This is a genomic window from Streptomyces sp. NPDC001222, assembly GCF_042896945.1.
In the GTDB taxonomy this organism is placed as follows: Bacteria; Actinomycetota; Actinomycetes; order Streptomycetales; family Streptomycetaceae; genus Streptomyces; species Streptomyces gibsoniae.
Map to the genome: position 1 here is coordinate 1 of NZ_JBIAXT010000031.1, position 20,310 is coordinate 20,310.

Here is a 20,310-nt window from a genome sequence, read left to right on the forward strand (position 1 = left end):
GGGCTTAGGCGAGGCGGGGCCCGGGCGGGGCCGGGGCTTAGGCGGGGCCGGGGCCCGGGCGGGGCCGGGGGTCAGGCGGGGCCGGGGCTTAGGCGGGGCCGGGGCCCGGGCGGGGCGGGGGGTCAGGCGGGGCCGGGGGCTTAGGGGAGGCGGGGGTCCTGGCGGGGCTGGGGGCTTAGGGGAGGCGGGGGTCCTGGCGGGGCTGGGGCTGAAGGCGGGGCGGAAGCTCAGCCGGGCTCAGGTGGGGCGGAAGCTCAGCCGGGGCTTGGGCGCGGCTTTGGTGGAGCGCGGCTTGGGTGCAGCAGGGCTTGGGCGGGGGCGCCGGGCGGTGTACGGGCTCGGGGCGGCGGCCCGGGCAGGGCCGGGGCCCGGGCGGGGCGGAAGCTCAGCCGGGGCTTGGGCGCGGCTTTGGTCGAGCGCGGCTTGGGTGCAGCAGGGCTTGGGCGGGGGCGCCGGGCGGTGTGCGGGCTCGGGGCGGCGGCCGGGAGGCTTCGGTGGTGCGGCCACGCAGTCGTGCGGTCGTGCCTGGTCAGGGCGTTTCCCCGAAGAGTTTTCCACAGGCTGGGGACCTCACCCGCACGATGTGGCCCGAGCCAGGCACTATGGGGCCATGACTGAGAGCAACGGGTCCACCTCGCCCGAGCGCGGCGAGGACATGCCGGACTGGGAGAAGCGCTTCCGGGCGCCGCGGGTGTCACTGCCGGACTGGGCGGAGGACGCGCCGCACCGCGCGTTGTTCGTCTCGAACGCGACGGGGACGTACGAGCTGTACGCGTGGGACCGCACCACGGGCGAGCAGCGCCAGGTCACGGACCGGCCGAACGGCACGACGGACGGGACGCTCTCACCGGACGGCGAGTGGATCTGGTGGTTCGACGACACCGACGGGGACGAGTTCGGCATCTGGAGACGCCAGCGGTTCACCCCCGGCGCCTCCGGTGCGGACTCCGGGCCCGACGAGCCGGCGGCTCCCGGTCTGGCACCGTCGTACCCGGCCGGACTCGTGATCGCGCGGGACGGGCGCACGGCGGTCGTGGGCCGCTCGACCGACGAGGACGGTTCGACGATCCATCTGGCACGGACCGGCCAGGACCCGGTCGAGATCTACCGGCACCGCGAGTCGGCCGGCGTGGGCGCCCTCTCGCACGACGGTGCGCTGATCGCGGTCGAGCACACCGAGCACGGCGACGCGATGCACTCGGCCCTGCGCGTGCTGCGGCCCGACGGCTCGACGGTGGGAGAGCTGGACGACACCAAGGGCGGCAGGGTCGAGCTGGGCCTGGAGGTGCTGGGCTTCGCGCCGATCGACGGGGACACCCGCCTGCTGGTCGGGCACCAGCGGCGCGGCCGGTGGGAGCCGCTGGTGTGGGACGTCGTCTCGGGCGAGGAGACCGACCTGGCGCTGGAGCTTCCGGGTGACGTGGCCGCCGAGTGGTATCCGGACGGTTCCGCGCTGCTGATCATGCACAGCTTCGAAGCGCGCAGCGAACTGCTGCGGTACGACCTGGCGACGCACGAGCTGGTGCGGGTGCCCACGCCACCGGGCACGGTCTCCGGCGCGACGGCCCGCCCCGACGGGACCGTGGAGTTCCTGTGGTCGTCGGCGGCCGAGCCGCCGGTGGTGCGGTCGACGTCGGGCGAGGTCGTGCTGGATCCGCCCGGGATGAAGTCGCCGGGGTCGGTTCCGGTGGAGGACGTCTGGGTGGAGGGCCCGGGCGGCCGTATCCACGCGCTGGTGCAGAAGCCGGCCGGGGCGACCGGGCCGCTGCCGACGGTGTTCGACATCCACGGCGGTCCCACCTGGCACGACAGCGACGCGTTCGCGGCGGGCCCGGCGGCCTGGGTGGACCACGGGTACGCGGTGGTGCGGGTCAACTACCGGGGTTCGACGGGGTACGGACGCGAGTGGACGGACGCCCTCAAGCACCGGGTCGGGCTGATCGAGCTGGAGGACATCGCGGCGGTGCGGGACTGGGCGGTGTCGTCCGGACTCGCGGACCCGACGCGGCTGGTTCTGACCGGCGGCTCCTGGGGCGGGTATCTGACCCTGCTCGGGCTCGGCACCCAGCCGGAGGCGTGGACGATCGGGATCGCGGCGGTACCGGTCGCGGACTATGTGACGGCGTACCACGACGAGATGGAGTCGCTGAAGGCGATGGACCGGACCCTGCTCGGCGGCACGCCCGAGGAGGTGCCCGAGCGGTTCGAGGCGTCGTCGCCGCTGACGTACGTCGACGCGGTGAAGGCACCGGTGTACATCTCGGCGGGGGTGAACGACCCGCGCTGCCCGATCCGCCAGGTCGAGAACTACGTGGACCGGCTCACCGCACGCAAGGCCGTGCACGAGGTGTACCGGTACGACGCGGGACACGGCTCCCTGGTGGTCGACGAGCGGATCAAGCAGGTGCGGCTGGAGCTGGACTTCGCGCAGCGCCATCTGGAGGGCTGACAGGCGGGCGTACGTGCCCGGTCCGGCGTACGAGGAGGGCGCGCGAGCCTCGTACGCCGGGCCCCACGGGCGGGCGCCCGAACGCGGCACCGTACCGTGGGGGGCGTGTACCGGTTTCTGCTGACGCCCCGCTGGTGGGGGATCAACGTCTTCGTGCTGCTGGCCATCCCCTTCTGCATCTTCATGGGGTCATGGCAGCTGAGCCGGTTCGAGGCCCGGGTGCACGAGCAGCAGAGGGCGAGCGAGCGGGTCTCGGCGGACCGCAAGGAAGCCGCCCGGCCGTTGCAGGAGCTGCTGCCCGTCGACCAGAGCACGTCCGGGAAGCGGACCACGGCCACCGGGCGGTACGGCAAGCAGTTGCTGGTGCCGGACCGCGTGCTGGACGGCAAGCAGGGCTTCTATGTGCTGACCTTGCTGCGCACCGACGGGGGCCGCGCCCTGCCGGTCGTGCGGGGCTGGCTGCCGGGTGACGCGAGCTCCGCGAAGGCGCCGGCCGCGCCGACCGGCGAGGTCACCGTGACGGGTGCGCTGCAGGCGTCGGAGAGCCCGGGGTCGAACGGGGTGGGAGGGGGCGGGGGGCTCCCCCCGGACGAGACCGCCGCGATCAGCGCCGCGTCGCTGGTCAACCTTGTGCCGTACAGCGTCTACGACGCCTGGATCACCCTCGACAAGGCCGACAGCGGGATGCGGGCGGTACCGGCGACGGCGCCCCAGAACAGCGGACTGGATCTGAAGGCGTTCCAGAACCTGGGCTACACGGGCGAGTGGTTCGTCTTCGCGGGCTTCACTGTCTTCATGTGGTTCCGTCTGCTGCGCCGCGAGGTGGAGTACGCCCGGGACGCGGAACTGGGCCTCGTCACGGAGGGGCCGGAGGCCGGAGGCCCGACGCCCCCGGCGGAGCCGGAAACGGCCGAGGACGAGCAGGCCGCCGCCGAGAGCGAGCCCCGGACCGCCGCGACCTGAGGCCCGAGTCGGCCGGGACCAGCCGACTCCGGGCGACCGGACCAGCCGAGCCGATCAGCCCCGGGCGACCGGACCAGCCGAGCCGATCAGCCCCGGGCGACCGGACCAGCCGAGCCGATCAGCTCCCCCGGCGGGCCGGATCCCCGCCGGACCAGTCGGCCCCGGGCGACCCGGATCCCCGCCGGACCAGTCGGCCCCGGGCGACCCGGGCCGGCTCAGGACGCCGGAAGTATCCCCGTGCGGTAGACCGTGCCGGCGCAGGCGTTGGGGACCGTCGTCATGGCGGTGCCGGAACCGGTCTCCGGGGTGTGGGAGACGACCACGCTGCCGTCGGCCACGCCGCCGTCCTCCGTCATCAACTGCGGTGCCACTCCGGTGCCGCCGCCCTCCGGGGTCGTACCGCCGCTCGTACCGGTGCTGTCCGAGGGGCTCGGGTCCGGTGAGGGGCCTCCGGTGCCGCCGCCCGTGGTGGGGCAGGTCTCCGACGGGACCCAGGCGAACTTGACCTCGTAGGCCGCGCCGGGCTTGAGCACCAGCGAGGTGGCCTGCTGGGACGGGTCGGGCAGCCCGGTGGCCGCGTCGCCCGTGACATGGTTCGCCACGCTGATCTTGGAGGCGTCCGCCGCGCCCTGCGGGGTCGTGGAGACGCTGCCGCCGGCCGAGACCGTACAGGGGGTGGTGGAGACGTTGGTGACGCGGAACGCGCCGTAGACCGTGCCGGTGGAGTCCGGTGCGCCCGCGGTGGCGGTCGCACCGCCGAGCTGCGCCCCCGTGCACTCGGGGGCGTTCGCCGCGGAGGCCGTCGGATTGACCCCGCCGGTGGCTCCGCCGGGCGCGTCCTTGCTCTTGTCGCCCTTGCCCTTCTGGCCACCCTGGTCCGTGCCCTTGGTGGTGCCGCCGGAGCCGACCGAGCCGCTGGAGCCGCCGTCCGGGCCCTTCCCCTGCCCGGTGCCCTGCTGGGCCTGTGAGGCCTGGCCGGCGATGGAGGGATCGGCGTCGGAGCCGGTGGCGTTGGAGACGTGCACGAGGGCCGGGATCGCCGTGCCGATGAACAGGGCGGCGGCCGCCATGCCGACCAGGGCCTGCCGCTTGCGCGCCCGCCGGGCGGGCACCGCGCGCCGCAGATGGTCCAGGGTGCCGTCGCGCGGCTCGATGTCGTCCACCGCGCGGTGAAGCATCCGCCGCAGCGCCAGTTCGTCCGGGCCGAACCCGGTCTCCGGGCCGGCGCCGGGACCGTCCGTGCGGCCCTCGAAGCCGCCGGGCCCCCGTGCGTAGCGGTCGGTGGCGGGCGCGTCGGGAGTGGTGTGCTCCGGCGGGGCTTCCTGGCGGCCCTGGTCGTCGGGGCGGTGGTTCACAGTTCCGTTCCCAGCATGCTGCTCGTGGTCGTCCTCGTGCGGCGTGGACCGGTCCGTCGGCTCGTGCCACACATCGGGCTCGTGTCGTTCGTGGGAGTCGTGTCCCGGGACGGCAGGGTGCCGCTCCTCGTACTCGCTCATGCCGGCGCTGTACTCGCTCATGCCGGCGCTCCCATGGCGGTGCGCAGCGCGGCGATGCCGCGCGATCCGTACGCCTTCACCGACCCGAGCGATATCCCCAGCGTCTCGGCGACCTGGGCCTCGGTCATGTCCGCGAAGTAGCGCAGCACCAGCACCTCGCGCTGCCGGCGCTGCAGGCCCTTCATGGCCCGGATCAGCGAGTCGCGCTCCAGCTGGTCGTAGGCGCCCTCCTCCGCGCTCGCCATGTCCGGCATCGGCTTGGAGAGCAGCTTGAGGCCGAGGATGCGGCGGCGCAGCGCCGAACGCGAGAGGTTGACCACCGTCTGGCGCAGATAGGCGAGTGTCTTCTCCGGGTCGCGGACGCGTTTGCGCGCCGAGTGGACGCGGATGAACGCCTCCTGGACGACGTCCTCGCAGGAGGCGGTGTCGTCGAGGAGGAGCGCCGCGAGCCCGAGGAGGGAGCGGTAGTGGGCGCGGTAGGTCTCGGTGAGATGGTCCACCGTGGTGCCGGCGGCCGTCGTCTCCTCGGCGTTCTCACGCTGGCTGGGTATGCGGGCGGGCCGCGCTGCGGGCATGGGGGCGATCACCGGCATGCCGCCGGGCACGCCGGACATGCGAGGGCGGCGGGGCGGACGCAGGGCTGTGCCCCTTGCCCGTACCGCGGTGAATTCGAGTACCTCTGCCACGCCAGTTGGACACGTCTCCCCCCGTGAGGGTTGTACGCGGCGGGCAACACCTTCGTGTCAGGCAGCACGTCCGTCTGCACATGCCCCCGTGCGCCCCCCAGCGCAGCGGACCGTGCGTCTAGTGCCCTCATGCGTACCAGCTCTTCCCCTATGCCCCATGTGTGATGGTGCCCGCCCCCCGGAGGGCGACCGCAAAGACGCTCCCCGCTCCGCAAGCGGTTGCGGGGCGGGGAGAGAAATCTTCGAACACCCGAAGGCTTCGATTCAAGTGGTCCGGACCACATGACGGGCCGTTGAAACCGACAGGGATCCTACAAACGATCCGGCCGACGACCAGCGGATTTTCTGCCAGGCGGGACGGAGGCCGGAGAATCCGCAGCCCTACGGAGCCTCCCACTCGGACGCGACCAGTTCCGCGATCTGCGCCGTGTTCAGTGCCGAGCCCTTGCGCAGGTTGTCCCCGCACACGAACAGTTCCAGCGCGGTCGGGTCGTCGAGGGAGCGGCGCACCCGGCCCACCCAGGTGGGGTCCGTGCCGACCACGTCGGCGGGCGTGGGGAACTCGCCGGCGGCCGGGTCGTCGAAGAGGACGACGCCGGGCGCGGTGGCGAGGATGTCCCGCGCGCGGTCGACCGTGACCTCGTCCTCGAACCGGGCGTGGACGGTGAGGGAGTGCGCGGTGACCACGGGCACGCGGACGCAGGTGACCGCCACCCTCAGCCGGGGCAGCCCCAGGACCTTGCGGGACTCGTGACGGATCTTCATCTCCTCCGAGGACCAGCCGTCCTCGTCGGGCGTCCCGGTCCAGGGGACGACGTTCAGGGCCACCGGCTCCGGGAAGGGTCCCGTGTTGTCGCCCACAGCGCGCCGTACGTCACCGGGACTCGTCCCGAGTTCCGTGCCCGCCACCAGCGACAGCTGCTGCCGGAGGGTGTCGATGCCCGCGCGTCCCGCACCGCTGACGGCCTGGTACGAGGAGACGACCAGCTCGCTGAGCCCGAACTCGGCGTGCAGCGCGCCGAGCGGCACGATCATCGAGAGCGTCGTGCAGTGGGGGTTGGCGATGATGCCGCGCGGGCGCACCCGGGCGGCGTGCGGGTTGACCTCCGGCACGACCAGCGGGACGTCCGGGTCCATCCGGAACGCGCCCGAGTTGTCCACCACGACCGCGCCGTGCGCGGCGGCGACCGGGGCCCACTGCCGCGCGACCTCGTCCGGTACGTCGAACATCGCCACGTCGACGCCGGAGAGCGCCTCCTCGTCGAGCGCGGCGACCTCGACCTCCTCGCCGCGCACGGTCAGCTTGCGGCCGGCCGAGCGGGGCGAGGCGATCAGACGGATCTCGCCCCAGATGTCCGCGTGCTGGGACAGGATCTGGAGCATGACGGAGCCGACGGCCCCGGTCGCTCCCACGACCGCGAGCGTCGGCCGTCCGGTCCGGGCCGTCACCGGAGCTCTCCACCCGGGCCCGGCAGACCGGCCCGCCGTACGGGATCCGAGGCAGGCCCGGAGCCCGTACGGTACGCACGACCGGATCCCGCACGGTCCGCGCGCGCGGAGCCTGCACGGCCCACGCACACGGACCCCGTACGGTCCTCGCCCCCGCGGGGGAGGCCGGTCATCGCCCGGTGCCTCCGTAGACGACGGCCTCGTCGCTCTCCGAGTCCAGGCCGAAGGCGCTGTGTACCGCGCGCACCGCCTCCGGGACGTCGTCCGCGCGCGTCACCACCGAGATACGGATCTCGGAGGTCGAGATCAGCTCGATGTTCACGCCCGCGTCGCTCAGCGCCTCGAAGAAGGAGGCCGTGACGCCCGGGTTCGTCTTCATGCCCGCGCCGACGAGGGAGATCTTGCCGATCTGGTCGTCGTAGCGCAGCGAGTCGTAGCCGATCGCGGTCTTGCCCTTCTCCAGGGCGTCGATCGCCTTGCGTCCCTCGGTCTTCGGGAGCGTGAAGGAGATGTCCGTGAGGCCGGTCGCCGCGGCCGACACGTTCTGCACGACCATGTCGATGTTGATCTCGGCGTCGGCGATGGCGCGGAAGATCGAGGCGGCCTCGCCCGGCTTGTCCGGCACGCCGACGACCGTAATCTTGGCCTCGGAGGTGTCGTGCGCGACACCGGAGATGATGGCCTGCTCCACCTGCTTTTCCCCTTGCTCGATCGGGTCGCTGCTGACCCACGTGCCCTGCAGTCCGCTGAAGGAGGAGCGGACATGGATCGGGATGTTGTAGCGGCGTGCGTACTCCACACAGCGGTGGAGCAGCACCTTGGACCCGGACGCGGCCAGCTCCAGCATGTCCTCGAAGGAGATCCAGTCGATCTTCCGGGCCTTCTTCACCACCCGCGGGTCGGCGGTGAACACGCCGTCGACGTCGGTGTAGATCTCGCACACCTCGGCGTCGAGGGCGGCGGCCAGCGCCACGGCGGTGGTGTCGGAGCCACCCCGGCCCAGGGTCGTGATGTCCTTCTTGTCCTGGCTCACACCCTGGAAACCGGCGACGATGGCGATGTTGCCCTCGTCCAGCGCGGTGCGGATGCGGCCGGGCGTGACGTCGATGATCCGGGCTTTGTTGTGGACGGAGTCGGTGATGACGCCTGCCTGGCTGCCGGTGAAGCTCTGGGCCTCGTGGCCCAGGTTCTTGATCGCCATGGCCAGCAGGGCCATGGAGATCCGCTCTCCGGCGGTCAGCAGCATGTCGAACTCACGCCCGGCAGGCATCGGGGAAACCTGCTCGGCGAGATCGATCAGCTCGTCCGTCGTGTCGCCCATCGCGGAAACGACGACAACCACCTGGTTGCCGTTCTTCTTCGCTTCCACGATCCGCTTGGCGACGCGCTTGATGCCCTCGGCATCGGCTACGGAGGAGCCTCCGTACTTCTGCACGACAAGGCCCACGTGCGCTCCTCGCTCAATCCGTCTCTTTCCGCACCCGCGCAGTGCCGGTGCGGTCGGCTCAGTCTATCGAGCGACCGAATTTCCCTTCCGGGATACCGCATGGTGAGATGTCCCGCTCGCATCGGGACCATCCCGGTTTTCTCCGGGTCCAGGACGGACGTCCGACGGTTTTCACCGCCGTCCTCCGCAGGGAATCCGGGCCGCTCCGCACGGCACCTGCCCCCGCCGCGCACCGCCTACTCGGAAACGTGCCGCGTGTCACAGCGGCCGTCCGCGGTTACCTGACCTGTCGCAGTCCGAGCGGTCGCGCGATCTCCCGGTCCATGACCCGGCCCGCCTCCTCCGCGAGGATCTCGTCGCCGAGGTCCTGGTCGGTGTCGAGGCCGTCGAGCTCCGCCAGGGGCTGGTTCAGCCGCACATGCGCGACCACCGACTGCAGCGCCCGCAGGGTCGCGGAGGCGGTCGCACCCCAGTTGGAGAAGTACGAGAACTGCCACCACCACAGCGCCTCCGTGGTGCGGCCCGCACGGTAGTGGGCCATGCCGTGGCGCAGATCCGTGATGATGTCCGCCAGATCGTCGGAGATACGGGCCGGGACCGGGGCCGTGCGCGGCTCGTACGGGTCGAAGACCTCCGAGTAGACGTCGATCGGGTCCAGCATGACGGCGAAGCGCTCGCGCAGCTCGTCCACGTCCGTGTCCGGGCCCGCGTCCGGCTCGTAGCGCTCCTCGGGCACGATGTCCTCGTGCGCGCCCAGACGGCCGCCCGCGAGCAGCAGCTGGGAGACCTCCAGCAGAAGGAAGGGGACGGCCGAGTCCGGCTCGTCGCCCTTCGCGACCTCCGTGACGGCGACCAGGAAGCTCTCGACCTGATCCGCGATCTGGACGGCGAAGTCGTCCGGGTCCTGCGTCGTGGAGTGCAACGTGGCGTCAGACATCTAGGAGTCGTCTCCCCTCGAAGGCGCGGCCGAGGGTGACCTCGTCCGCGTATTCCAGGTCGCCACCCACCGGGAGGCCGCTGGCCAGGCGGGTGACCTTGAGGCCCATGGGCTTGATCATGCGGGCGAGATACGTGGCCGTGGCCTCGCCCTCCAGGTTGGGGTCCGTGGCCAGGATCAGCTCGGTGACCGTACCGTCGGCCAGCCTGGCGAGCAGCTCCCTGATGCGCAGATCGTCCGGGCCGACGCCCTCGATGGGGCTGATCGCGCCGCCCAGGACGTGGTAGCGGCCGCGGAACTCGCGGGTGCGCTCGATCGCGACGACGTCCTTCGGCTCCTCCACCACACAGATGACCGACGGGTCGCGGCGCGCGTCACGGCAGATGCCGCACAGCTCCTCCTGCGCCACGTTGCCACAGGTCGCGCAGAAGCGGACCTTCGCCTTCACCTCGAGCAGCGCCTGGGCGAGCCGGCGGACGTCCGCCGGCTCTGCCTGCAGGATGTGGAAGGCGATCCGCTGGGCGCTCTTGGGACCGACGCCGGGCAGCCGTCCCAGCTCGTCGATCAGGTCCTGGACCACGCCTTCGTACAACGGACTGCCTTCCTGAAGAGCTTCGGTACGTACCGTAGCCGGGCTCGGTTTCTTGGTACGTACGGTAGTTGGCCCTCGCCTTCCGCAGAAGGGACGGGCCGGTGGACTCAGAACGGCAGGCCGGGGATCCCGCCGCCGCCGAGCCCCTGGGCCAGCGGGCCGAGCTTCTGCTGCTGGAGCGCCTGCGCGTTCTCGTTGGCCGCCTGGACGGCCGCGACGACCAGGTCGGCGAGCGTCTCGGTGTCCTCGGGGTCCACCGCCTTCGGGTCGATCACCAGGGCGCGCAGCTCGCCGGCGCCGGTGACGGTGGCCTTCACCAGGCCGCCGCCCGACTGCCCGTCGACCTCCGTACGGGCCAGTTCCTCCTGAGCCCGCGCGAGATCCTGCTGCATCTTCTGGGCCTGCTGGAGCAGCTGCTGCATGTTGGGCTGGCCACCACCGGGAATCACGATCAGCTCCTGGTCTCGTTCGGGTACGGACGGCAGGTCGCGTACCGCTGTCTGGGCGGGATGTGCCGCCTGGCACGAGCCTACGTGGTCACCGGGGCGACCGCTCCGGTAGTCCGTCCGGACCCGGGCCCGGGCAAGCGGCGGCACTCTTTCGAGTGGCATTGCGGAGCGGCCTCCCCCGGTAACGGCCCACTTCCGGGCGGAAAAGCCGGGAAACCCGGGTCCTCGCCGTCCGGGGAACGGTAGGAAGGATCCAGCGCTTCGGCACCATGCGTCACGAGCTCATCACGGAGCGTGTGCCACGCGTGGGCGGGCGCACACCGCGAAGTGACCATCGCGGACCGTCAGAGCCGTACGTAGGGAGTGCCGGGTGAGTCAGCCGGAGATGCAGCCCGAGGGTCCGCTCCAGGACGGGCGGGACGACGGCGCGGCGGGACTTCGGCCGGGCGACCTCGCGGGACGGCCGTTCCCGCACGGCGACTGGGGGGAGCCCGCCGAGCGGCTGGACGAGTTGTACCGGTGGGTGGAGCGCCGGGCGCTGGAGACGGCGGCCTGGTATCTCGCGAACCGGCTGTGGAAGCGCCGGGTCGCGCGGGCGCTGCGCGGGGGCGCGGCGGCGGGGGTGGTCTGCGGGGCCGCGCTGCCGCTGCTCGATCTGACCGGGATCACGGACCGCGCCGTGCCGTGGGCGTATCTGTCGCTGCTGCTGGGGATGGCGTGCGTCGCCGGGGACCGGTTCTTCGGGGTGACCTCCGGGTGGATGCGGGACGTGGCGACCGCCCAGGCTCTGCAACGGCGGTTGCAGACGCTCCAGTTCGACTGGGCGACCGAGAGCGTGCGGGAGGTGCTCGGGCCGACGGAGGGGACCGCGGGCGAGGCGGCGGAGCGGTGCCTCGCGGTGCTGCGGCGGTTCAGCGAGGACGTGACGGATCTGATGCGGGCGGAGACCACGGACTGGATGGTGGAGTTCCGCCGGGGGTCCGCGCCGCTGGTGCTCCAGTCGGTCGGGGCGGCCGCGTCCCGGGCCGAAGGGGTGCCGCCGGGCCGGTTCACCCCGCCCGCGGGGGCCCGGCCCAACATGCCGAGGCAACGGCCGCCGGACCCCAGGTGAGGCGGTCGGCGGCCGTCGTGGGCGTTCAGCCGTCGTCGTCCGCGCAGAGCGGCAGCACCGCCGGCGCGGAGCACGGCAGATGGCCGTGCGTCCGGATCTCGCTCTCGCCGGTGCTCTGGCTGACGTAGGCGAGGAACTGCGCGGTGAGGGAGCCGGCGGGCGAGCGCCGGTAGGTGTAGGCGTACTCGACGCCGCGGTAGGGGTAGTCGCTCCGGCGGTACTCGATGTCCTCTATGGAGGCCGCGGCGCCGTCCAGGGGCACCCGGCGCAGGCCCTTGTGCCGGGTGAGGTTGAGTTCGCTGTAGCCGATGGCGCCGGGGATCCTGGCCACCGTGTCCAGCACCTTCTGCGTGGAGTCGAGTTCGCAGCGCATGACGGGCGCGGACCGGTCGTCCTGGTGGACGCAGTCCAGTGAGGTGCTGGGGGCCCGCTCCCAGGTGCCGAGCACCCGCCGCTGGAAGATCTGCCGGGTGCCGGAGTCGGCGTTGCGGCTGACGAGCACCACGGGCAGATCGGGCAGGTGCGGGTCGATCTGCTTCCAGCGGGTGACCTGCCCGCGGTAGATACGGCGTACGTCCGCCAGGGAGAGCCCGTGCGGCAGGTCGACGCCCTCGTTGACGACCAGGGTGAAAGCGGACACGGCGACCCGAGTCCCGTCGAGATCGGAGACCGCGCCCGCCCTCGGGGTGGGACCGTCGGAGAACGCGATCATGGCGGGGGTGCGCTTCGACCGGGCGCCCAGGGAGACGAGGTCCCCGACCCCCGCCTCGCTGCCGCGGGCGTCCACCTTGATGTCGGAGCCCTCGCACCTGTCCTCGTACTGCTTCGCCAGATCCCGCACCACGGGGGCGAAGGCCGTCGAGCCGGTGACCGTCAGCGCGCCGCGGGCGCAGCCGATGGGGAGCGGGTGGTCGTCGCGGGCGATGACGATGCCGGCGAGCGTGAGGACGCTGAGCGTGAGGGTGATGCTGATCAGCCGGGCGGCCCGGCTGAACAGGGGCGGCTGGTCGTCCGGGGTGGCGCTGCGGTTGGGGTGCACCTCACCGTCGTGGATGCCGCCTATGAGCCGTATCTCGCGGCCCACGTCGCCGCCGGACAGCAGCACGAGCAGCTTGAAGTGCTCGCCCCGGTTGAGCGGGACACGCGGGATGCGCAGCCGGTTGCCCTCGTAGCCGAAGCCGCTCTCCGCGGTGAAGTGGTCCATGAGGTGGTCGGTGTTGGTCGGCTGGGTGACCGACACACCGCGGATGATGCGATCGGTGAACACCGCGGTCAGACCGTGGCTCTCGGGGCCGCTGTAGTCGCCGCCGCCGATGCCCTGCGAGCCGTCGTTCTCGATGCGCAGCAGGACGAGAGTCGCGTCCACCATGTCCGGGGTCTCGTCGAAGAGGCCGAGACGTCTGTTGGCGCGGCCGGAGCGGTCGCCGATCGGGTTGTCCATCTGGACGCGGTAGCCGATGCGTTTGCGCCGCGGCACCCGGCGTTCGTACCAGACCATGGCGACGGACGCGACGATGCCGAGGACCGCGGTCCCCACGGCCACGACGTTCTCTGGACTGAACCATTGCACCGTGGGTCCCCCACAACTCCCCGGAGCCGAATGTGGGGTCACCGTACGGCCGTCGGCGGCCGCACACAGGGTACGGGTGGCTAACTTCGTATGATGTTCAACTTGCCGTCGGATGACGGGAGTTCAGCCCTGCTTGGTGTACGTGAGGGATTCGCCACCGCTTGTGTTCACACGGCGCAGACGGCCGTCCGGCAGGATCGTCAGCTCCGTGGCGCCGCCCGGGGTGCAGGCGGACGCGGGACGGCCCGCCGCGACCGTGGAGGGGCCGATGTCCAACGGGCCGTCCGCGCCCGGCGATCCGGACAGCGCGGCCCGGAAGACGCAGTGGTACGTGCCGCCGCCCAGCGGGCCGTCCGCGGTCAGCGAGAGCACCGGGTCGCCCACCGCGCCCTGCTCGATGACCAGTTGGCGGGTGCTGTGGCCGCTCGCGCTGTCGATGGCGGCGGTCCATGTGCCGAGGAAGGCGTTCGGCACGGCGCCGGCCGCGGGCGACCCTCCGGAGGGGCTCGCGGTGGCCGGGGCGGAGCCCGAGGGGGTGTCCGGGGCGGAGGTGGGGGGCGCGGCGGAGCGGTGCGCATGGCCGTGGCCGCCGCCGGTGGCGGTTCCGTCGCCGCGCATCAGCGCGTACACCGAGCCGCCGGCGCCGAGCGCGACCACCACGGCGGCGACCAGCAGCGCGACGGTGGAGCGGCCGCTTCTGCGCCGCGGCTCCGCCGGGTCCGGGTCGCCGAAGGGGTACGGGCCGTGCTGCCGGGTCGGTCCGAGGGTGGGGCCGAAGCCGCCGTGGCCGTACCCGGGCTGGGGGTGCTGCTGGGGGTAGCCGTACGTGGCGGGCGGCGGGGGCGGTCCGGCGGGGGCGGCCTGGGCGGGCGGGCCGCCGGGGGAGACGGGCGGGGCGGCGCCGTACGGCACGTCGGAGGCGGGCGCGTGCTCGGGCAGCTCGGGAGCCGCCGGGGCCTGTTCGGCCAGGTCCACCGGGACGCGGGGGTCGATCGCGCCGGGCACCCGGGCGATCCCGGCGCCCGGGCCGGCGGCGGACCGGACGGGAACCGTGACCGGCCCCGCGGGGCCGGCGGTGACTGCGGCGGAACCCGTGGCACGCCCGCCTCCGTCGGCGCCCGAAGGGCCCGTACCGTCCCCCGAGGCCCCCGTTTCCGCCGAGGTCCCCGAGTCCGCAAGGTCCGCCGGCCCCGCCGCGCTTCCCGCGCCACCCGCCGAGGCCACCCTCGTCGCGGTCTGCGTCGCGGTCTCCTCCGGGTCCTCCGTATCCAGCAACCGCACTGCCTGGCGGCCCAGTTGGGCGACCAGGACGCCGGGCAGCCAGGGGTCCCGGCTGCGGCCGCCGGAGACGGTGTCCTCGGCGCCGGCCCGCTCCAGGATCTCCGCCGGGGTCGGCCGGGCCGCCGGGTCCTTGCGCAGACAGTCGCGGACGAGATCACCGAGGCTCTCGGGCACGCCCGCCAGATCCGGTTCCTCCTGGGCGATACGGAACATCAGGGCGTGCACCCCGCTGCCCTCGCTGCCGAAGGGAAGGGCGCCCGTGGCGGCGTACGCGAGGACGGACCCCAGGCAGAAGACGTCGCACGCGGGCGTGACGCGGTCGCCGCGCACCTGCTCGGGCGCCATGAACCCGGGCGAGCCGACCAGCGCGCCGGTGCGGGTGAGCCCCGCGCCGCCGAGGGTCTCCAGGGCGCGGGCGATGCCGAAGTCGATGACCCGGGGGCCGTCGATGGTCACCAGCACGTTGGAGGGCTTGAGGTCGCGGTGGATCAGCCCGGCCGCGTGGATGTCCTGCAGTGCGTGGGCGAGCCCGGCGGCCAGGACCCGCACGGACCGCTCCGGCAGGGCGCCGTGGTCACGGGAGACGATGCTCTGCAGGGTGGGACCCGCGACATAGCCGGTGGCGACCCAGGGGATATCCGCCTCGGTGTCCGCGTCGAGGACGGGCGCGGTCCAGTACCCGCCGACCCGGCGCGCGGCCTGCACCTCCTGCCGGAAGCGCGCCCGGAACTCCTCCTGCTCGGCCAGCTCCCGCCGGACGAGTTTCACGGCGACGGTACGGCCCCGGTCGGACCGGGCCAGATACACGTTCCCCATGCCGCCGGCCCCGAGCCGGGCGAGCAGCCGGTACGCACCGGCGCTCCCCTTGAGCCGCACGCCCGGGGGGATCCCCAGCGGATCCCCGCCCCCCGGCATCTCCATCGCCGCCTCACCTACCCCCTGCGTGTGCGACAGACAGCCAGAGAATAACCGCAGAACATCACCGCCCCGCGAGGAGCCGGCCACGGCGGTGCCCCGGTTCGGTCACGGGACGCAACGGGGCGTCACGGGACGAGCGCCCCACGGGTCAGCGCGCCCCCGGGGCCGCCCCGCCGGCAGGCACGACGGGCCGCGGAACGCCGCCGCCGGGCCCGCCTGTCGACAGACTGTCGCGTTCCGGGCCCGTCCGCAGACAGGACGCCGGTGTCGCGTCGGGGAACCGGACTCCTAGGCTCGGGCGCATGACGCCTCAGACCGACCCCCAGGCCGGCGCCGCCGTCAAGGCCGCGGACCGTGCGCATGTCTTCCACTCCTGGTCAGCGCAGGAGCTCATCGACCCGCTCGCCGTCGCCGGTGCGGAGGGGTCGTACTTCTGGGACTTCGACGGCAACCGCTATCTCGACTTCACGAGCGGACTCGTCTTCACCAACATCGGCTACCAGCACCCGAAGGTCGTCGCCGCGATCCAGGAGCAGGCGGCCTCGATGACCACGTTCGCGCCCGCCTTCGCCGTGGCGGCGCGCTCGGAGGCCGCCCGGCTGATCGCCGAGCGCACCCCCGGCGACCTCGACAAGATCTTCTTCACCAACGGCGGCGCCGACGCGGTCGAGCACGCCCTGCGCATGGCGCGCATCCACACCGGCCGCCCCAAGGTGCTGTCCGCCTACCGCTCGTACCACGGCGGCACCCAGCAGGCGATCAACCTCACCGGTGACCCGCGTCGCTGGGCCTCGGACAGCGGTGCCGCGGGCGTGGTGCACTTCTGGGCGCCGTTCCTGTACCGCTCCCGCTTCTACGCGGAGACCGAGCAGCAGGAGTGCGAGCGGGCGCTGGAGCACCTGGAGACGACCATCGCCTTCGAGGGGCCGGGGACGATCGCCGCGATCATCCTGGAGACCGTCCCCGGCACCGCCGGGATCATGGTCCCGCCGCCCGGCTATCTCGCGGGTGTCCGTGAGCTGTGCGACAAGTACGGAATCGTCTTCGTCCTCGACGAGGTGATGGCCGGATTCGGGCGCACCGGCCGGTGGTTCGCGGCGGACCTGTTCGACGTCGTCCCGGATTTGATGACCTTCGCCAAGGGCGTGAACTCCGGGTATGTGCCGCTCGGCGGTGTCGCCGTCTCCGGGCGGATCGCGCAGACCTTCGGGAAGCGGGCCTACCCGGGCGGGCTGACGTACTCGGGGCATCCGCTGGCGTGCGCGGCGGCCGTCGCGACGATCAACGTGATGGCCGAGGAGGGCGTCGTCGAGAACGCGGCGGAGCTGGGCGCGTCCGTCGTGGAGCCTGCCCTGCGCCGGCTGGCCGAGCGCCACCCGAGCGTCGGCGAGGTGCGCGGGGTCGGCATGTTCTGGGCCCTGGACCTGGTGCGGAACAAGGAGACCCGGGAGCCGCTCGTGCCCTACAACGCGGCCGGGGAGGCGGCAGCGCCGATGGCCGCGTTCGCCGCCGCCGCGAAGGCGAACGGTGTGTGGCCGTTCGTGAACATGAACCGTACGCATGTGGTCCCGCCGTGCAACGTGACGGAGGCCGAGCTCAAGGAGGGGCTGGCGGCCCTGGACGCGGCACTGTCGGTGGCGGACGAGTACACGGAGTAGAAGGGATTCCCGGGACTCCGAACGCGTAAGGTGGCGAGCTCGTAGACCTGTACGAGCACGCCACCCGTACGTGACGAGGGAGAGACCGGACCATGCCCGGCAGCACCGGAAACGGCGCCGTGACCCGCAGCACCCTGCGACAGCAGATCGCGGACGCGCTCCGCGACGAGGTGCTGGGCGGGCGGTTGCAGCCGGGGCAGGAGTTCACGGTCAAGGAGATCGCCGAGCAGTACGGCGTCTCCGCGACCCCGGTCCGCGAGGCCCTGGTGGATCTGTCCGCCCAGGGCCTGCTGGACGCCGTGCAGCACCGCGGCTTCGAGGTGCACGCCTACTCCCTCGACGACTACCGCGGCATGATCGAGGCCCGCGGCCTCGTCACCGACGGCCTCTTCCGGCGCCTGGTCGACAACGACGGCAGGGCCTCGCTGGAGGGTCCCGGACTCACCGCGGCCCTGGCCGCGGTGCGCCGCCGCGGCGAGGAGGCCCAGCGCGCCGCCGTCGCCGGGGAGCTGAACGTCCTCATCGGCTACGACCTGCGCTTCTGGCGGGAGCTGGCCGCCCTGTACAGCAACCCCTACCTCGCCGACTTCCTGCACCGGCTGCGGGTGCAGTCCTGGGCGTGCGCGGCCCAGCATCTGCGCCGGGTCACCCGGCTCCGCGGCCACCTGTGGTCCGGGTACACCGAGGTCGTCGACGCGCTCGCCCGCCGCGACCCCGCTGCGGCGAACGCCGTGATCACCGCGTACAACGCGCACTCCCTCGCTCTGGTCGAGCGGCTGGCCGAAGGATGAGCCGACCCGGGGCCGCGGACGTCATAGAGAACATGCCGGCCATCTCCATCGACCTGTCCGTCGTCGTCCCCGCCTACAACGAGGAGGGGCGGCTCGGCACCACCCTCGACGCGATCGCCGGGTATCTGCGCGACAACGAGAACCGCTTCGGCGCGTGGGAGGTCCTCGTCGTCGACGACGGGTCCACCGACGGCACCGGGGACGTCGTCACCGCCGCCTCGGTCCGCGACCGCCGCGTCCGGCTCGTCACCAGCCCCCGCAACCGCGGCAAGGGCCATGCCCTGCGTCTCGGGGTGCTCGCCTCGTCGGGCCGCCGGGTGCTGGTCACGGACGCCGATCTGGCCGCCCCGATCGAGCAGCTGGAACTGCTCGACAAGGCGCTGGCCGAGGGGCACTCGGCGGCGGTCGGTTCCCGCTCCGCGCCGGGCGCCACCATCGAGCGGCATCAGAGCCTCGCCCGCGAGCTGCTCGGACGGGCCGGGAACCTGCTGATACGGCGGGTCGCCGTGCCCGGCGTCCGCGACACCCAGTGCGGCTTCAAGCTCTTCGACGGCGACCGGGCCCGTGAGGCGTTCGCCGCGTCCCGGCTCACCGGCTGGGGCATCGACGTGGAGATACTCCAGCACTTCCGGCGCTCGGGCTGGCCCGTCACCGAAGTGCCGGTGCGCTGGGCGCACCAGCCCGGCTCCAAGGTCCGCCCGCTGGACTACCTCCGGGTCCTCGCCGAGCTGACCTCGCTCAAACTGCGCTCGGTCCGCCCCGCCGGCCTCCTCGCCGCCGCCGCGTTCCTGCTGATGGCGGGGGCCCTGTACGCGGGCCGCTGGGCGGATCCGAACCACCACTATCTCCCGGACTCGCTGCAGGACCAGAACCAGTGGGAGTGGTTCTTCGCGGTGACGGCCGACAACCTGGCCCATCTCCGCAACCCCTTCTTCACCACCCTCCAGGGGTTCCCCGACGGGGTGAACCTCATGGCCAACACGGTGATGCTGGGGCTGACCGTCCCCTTCGCGCCCGTCACCCTCGCCCTCGGCCCCGCGATCTCCCTCGCCCTGGTGATGACGCTCGGGCTCGCCGCCACCGCCACCGCCTGGTACCGGCTGATCGTCCGGCGGGTCGCACGGCACCGGGGCGCGGCCTTCACCGGCGCGGCGCTCGCCGCCTTCGCTCCGCCGATGGTCAGCCACGCCAACGCGCATCCGAACTTCGTCGTGCTGTTCATGATCCCGCTGATCATCGAGCGGGCGCTGCGGCTGTGCACGGGCACGTGGGTGGTGCGGGACGGGGTGGTCCTCGGGCTGATGACGGCGTACCAGATCTTCCTGGGCGAGGAGCCGCTGCTGCTGGCGTCCGTCGGCATGGTGCTGTTCGCGGGCGCCTACGCGGCGTTGCACCCGCAGGTGGCGAAGGCGGCCGTGCGCCCGCTGGCGAAGGGTCTGGCGATCGCCGCAGCGGTGTGTCTGCCGCTGGTCGCGCTGCCGCTGTACTGGCAGTTCTTCGGCCCGCAGAGCTACACACGGGTGCTGCACGCCGACCACATGGGCAACAGCCCCCGGGCCCTGCTGTCCTTCGCCGAGCGTTCACTGGTCGCGGGTGACAGGACGACGGCGGACGCGCTCTCCCCGAACCCCACCGAGCAGAACGCCTTCTACGGCTGGCCGCTGGCGCTGCTGACGTTCGCGATCGTCGTACGGCTGTGGGAGCGGGCGCTGGTCAAGGCGCTGGCGTTCACGGCGGGGGCCGCCGCGCTGCTCTCCCTGGGCTCGCGGTTCCAGATCCCCCTCACGAACATGACGGTCCCGGGGCCGTGGGCACTGCTCGCGGACAAGCCCCTGTTCGAGTCGGTCATCGAGGGCCGGGTCGCGATGGTGTGCGCGCCCGCGCTCGGCATGCTGCTGGCCGTGGCGGTGGAGCGGCTGGTGCACACACCGCACATAGGCCGCCAGTTCATCGGCCTGACGGCGGTCGCCGCGGCCCTCATCCCGATCCTTCCGGCCCCGCTGCGGTCGGTGGAGCGGGCCCCGGTGCCGGCCTTCATCGCGGACGGGACCTGGCAGGCGTACGTCGGCAAGGACGAGACGCTGGTGCCGATCCCGCTGCCCGACTCGGGCAACGCGGAGGCCCTGCACTGGCAGACCGCGACGGGCCTGAAGTTCAGGCTGCCCGGCGGGTACTTCAACGGCCCCTACGGCGACGAGCGCGTCGGCATCTACGGCGCCGCCCCCCGCTACACCTCCAGCATGCTGCGCGACATCAGCTTCACCGGGGTGGCGCCCGTGATCGGCAAGAACTGGCGGGCGCAGGCACGGACCGACTTCGCCTACTGGCACGCGGGGGTGCTGGTGCTGGCCCCGCAGCAGTACCAGGACCGGTTGCGCCAGGCCGTGGACCAGTTGGTGGGGCGGCCCGGGAAGTGGGTCGGCGGGGTGTGGGTATGGGACCTGCACGACGTCGGGCGCCCGGCCCCCGCGCGCACTACGCTTCCTGCACCACACCGATGACCCGAGGAGCTT

At 72.8% G+C, this 20,310-nt stretch carries 15 protein-coding genes; 6 read left to right on the forward strand and 9 right to left on the reverse strand.

Going from position 1 to position 20,310, the window contains the following annotated elements; translation table 11 throughout:
- Positions 1-610 precede the first annotated feature (610 nt).
- Together ACFY2Z_RS31815 and ACFY2Z_RS31820 are read left to right on the forward strand one after the other, a co-directional pair.
- The gene (locus ACFY2Z_RS31815) at positions 611-2,449 is read left to right on the forward strand and encodes a S9 family peptidase (protein WP_390747526.1); all 1,839 of its coding nucleotides are present in this window, start codon (positions 611-613) and stop codon (positions 2,447-2,449) included.
- Between the two features lie 105 nt (positions 2,450-2,554).
- Positions 2,555-3,412, forward strand: a complete 858-nt coding sequence (locus tag ACFY2Z_RS31820) for an SURF1 family protein (RefSeq protein ID WP_390747527.1) — start codon at positions 2,555-2,557, stop codon at positions 3,410-3,412.
- Between the two features lie 215 nt (positions 3,413-3,627).
- Here ACFY2Z_RS31820 and ACFY2Z_RS31825 read toward each other — a convergent pair whose 3' ends face one another.
- From ACFY2Z_RS31825 to ACFY2Z_RS31855, 7 genes are all read right to left on the reverse strand, one after another.
- A complete protein-coding gene (locus ACFY2Z_RS31825; protein WP_390747528.1) occupies positions 3,628-4,929 on the reverse strand; it encodes a hypothetical protein in 1,302 nt (433 codons plus the stop codon).
- Complete coding sequence (locus ACFY2Z_RS31830; RefSeq protein WP_388973441.1) at positions 4,926-5,522, reverse strand: SigE family RNA polymerase sigma factor; 597 nt, start codon at positions 5,520-5,522, stop codon at positions 4,926-4,928. Before ACFY2Z_RS31830 ends, ACFY2Z_RS31825 begins: the two co-directional genes overlap by 4 nt.
- A 453-nt stretch (positions 5,523-5,975) precedes the next feature.
- Positions 5,976-7,043, reverse strand: coding sequence for an aspartate-semialdehyde dehydrogenase (locus ACFY2Z_RS31835; RefSeq protein WP_390747529.1), 1,068 nt, complete (start codon positions 7,041-7,043; stop codon positions 5,976-5,978).
- Between the two features lie 169 nt (positions 7,044-7,212).
- Positions 7,213-8,490: an aspartate kinase gene (locus tag ACFY2Z_RS31840; protein ID WP_390747530.1), complete on the reverse strand. Its 1,278-nt coding sequence runs from the start codon at positions 8,488-8,490 to the stop codon at positions 7,213-7,215.
- A gap of 277 nt (positions 8,491-8,767) precedes the next feature.
- A complete protein-coding gene (locus ACFY2Z_RS31845) occupies positions 8,768-9,427 on the reverse strand; it encodes a DUF5063 domain-containing protein (RefSeq protein WP_390747531.1) in 660 nt (219 codons plus the stop codon).
- Positions 9,420-10,019, reverse strand: coding sequence for a recombination mediator RecR (gene recR / locus ACFY2Z_RS31850; protein ID WP_071367631.1), 600 nt, complete (start codon positions 10,017-10,019; stop codon positions 9,420-9,422). Before recR ends, ACFY2Z_RS31845 begins: the two co-directional genes overlap by 8 nt.
- Positions 10,020-10,126: 107 nt before the next feature.
- Complete coding sequence (locus ACFY2Z_RS31855; protein WP_311696463.1) at positions 10,127-10,468, reverse strand: YbaB/EbfC family nucleoid-associated protein; 342 nt, start codon at positions 10,466-10,468, stop codon at positions 10,127-10,129.
- 370 nt (positions 10,469-10,838) lie between these two features.
- Here ACFY2Z_RS31855 and ACFY2Z_RS31860 point away from each other — a divergent pair, with 370 nt between their 5' ends.
- A complete protein-coding gene (locus ACFY2Z_RS31860) occupies positions 10,839-11,579 on the forward strand; it encodes an SLATT domain-containing protein (protein WP_390747532.1) in 741 nt (246 codons plus the stop codon).
- Between the two features lie 25 nt (positions 11,580-11,604).
- Here ACFY2Z_RS31860 and ACFY2Z_RS31865 read toward each other — a convergent pair whose 3' ends face one another.
- Entirely contained in the window at positions 11,605-13,149 is a 1,545-nt protein-coding gene (locus tag ACFY2Z_RS31865; RefSeq protein WP_390747533.1) for a PstS family phosphate ABC transporter substrate-binding protein, read from the reverse strand.
- 123 nt (positions 13,150-13,272) lie between these two features.
- Entirely contained in the window at positions 13,273-15,351 is a 2,079-nt protein-coding gene (locus tag ACFY2Z_RS31870) for a protein kinase (RefSeq protein WP_390747534.1), read from the reverse strand.
- Between the two features lie 299 nt (positions 15,352-15,650).
- Between ACFY2Z_RS31870 and ACFY2Z_RS31875 the strand changes: the two genes are divergently transcribed.
- From ACFY2Z_RS31875 to ACFY2Z_RS31885, 3 genes are all read left to right on the forward strand, one after another.
- A complete protein-coding gene (locus ACFY2Z_RS31875; protein ID WP_390747535.1) occupies positions 15,651-17,006 on the forward strand; it encodes an aspartate aminotransferase family protein in 1,356 nt (451 codons plus the stop codon).
- Positions 17,007-17,098: 92 nt separating this feature from the next.
- The gene (locus ACFY2Z_RS31880; RefSeq protein ID WP_390747536.1) at positions 17,099-17,797 is read left to right on the forward strand and encodes a GntR family transcriptional regulator; all 699 of its coding nucleotides are present in this window, start codon (positions 17,099-17,101) and stop codon (positions 17,795-17,797) included.
- Between the two features lie 32 nt (positions 17,798-17,829).
- On the forward strand, positions 17,830-20,298 hold the full coding sequence (locus ACFY2Z_RS31885; RefSeq protein WP_390747537.1) for a glycosyltransferase: 2,469 nt from the start codon (positions 17,830-17,832) through the stop codon (positions 20,296-20,298).
- Positions 20,299-20,310: the final 12 nt, after the last annotated feature.

What these genes read in the sequence shown, in the direction of transcription:
- ACFY2Z_RS31845 (WP_390747531.1), bottom strand. Translation starts at nt 9,427, where the DNA reads ATGTCTGACGCCACGTTGCACTCCACGACGCAGGACCCGGACGACTTC.
- ACFY2Z_RS31825 (WP_390747528.1), bottom strand. Translation starts at nt 4,929, where the DNA reads ATGAGCGAGTACAGCGCCGGCATGAGCGAGTACGAGGAGCGGCACCCT.
- ACFY2Z_RS31870 (WP_390747534.1), bottom strand. Translation starts at nt 15,351, where the DNA reads ATGGAGATGCCGGGGGGCGGGGATCCGCTGGGGATCCCCCCGGGCGTG.
- ACFY2Z_RS31885 (WP_390747537.1), top strand. Translation starts at nt 17,830, where the DNA reads ATGCCGGCCATCTCCATCGACCTGTCCGTCGTCGTCCCCGCCTACAAC.
- ACFY2Z_RS31880 (WP_390747536.1), top strand. Translation starts at nt 17,099, where the DNA reads ATGCCCGGCAGCACCGGAAACGGCGCCGTGACCCGCAGCACCCTGCGA.
- ACFY2Z_RS31875 (WP_390747535.1), top strand. Translation starts at nt 15,651, where the DNA reads ATGACGCCTCAGACCGACCCCCAGGCCGGCGCCGCCGTCAAGGCCGCG.
- ACFY2Z_RS31815 (WP_390747526.1), top strand. Translation starts at nt 611, where the DNA reads ATGACTGAGAGCAACGGGTCCACCTCGCCCGAGCGCGGCGAGGACATG.
- ACFY2Z_RS31830 (WP_388973441.1), bottom strand. Translation starts at nt 5,522, where the DNA reads ATGTCCGGCGTGCCCGGCGGCATGCCGGTGATCGCCCCCATGCCCGCA.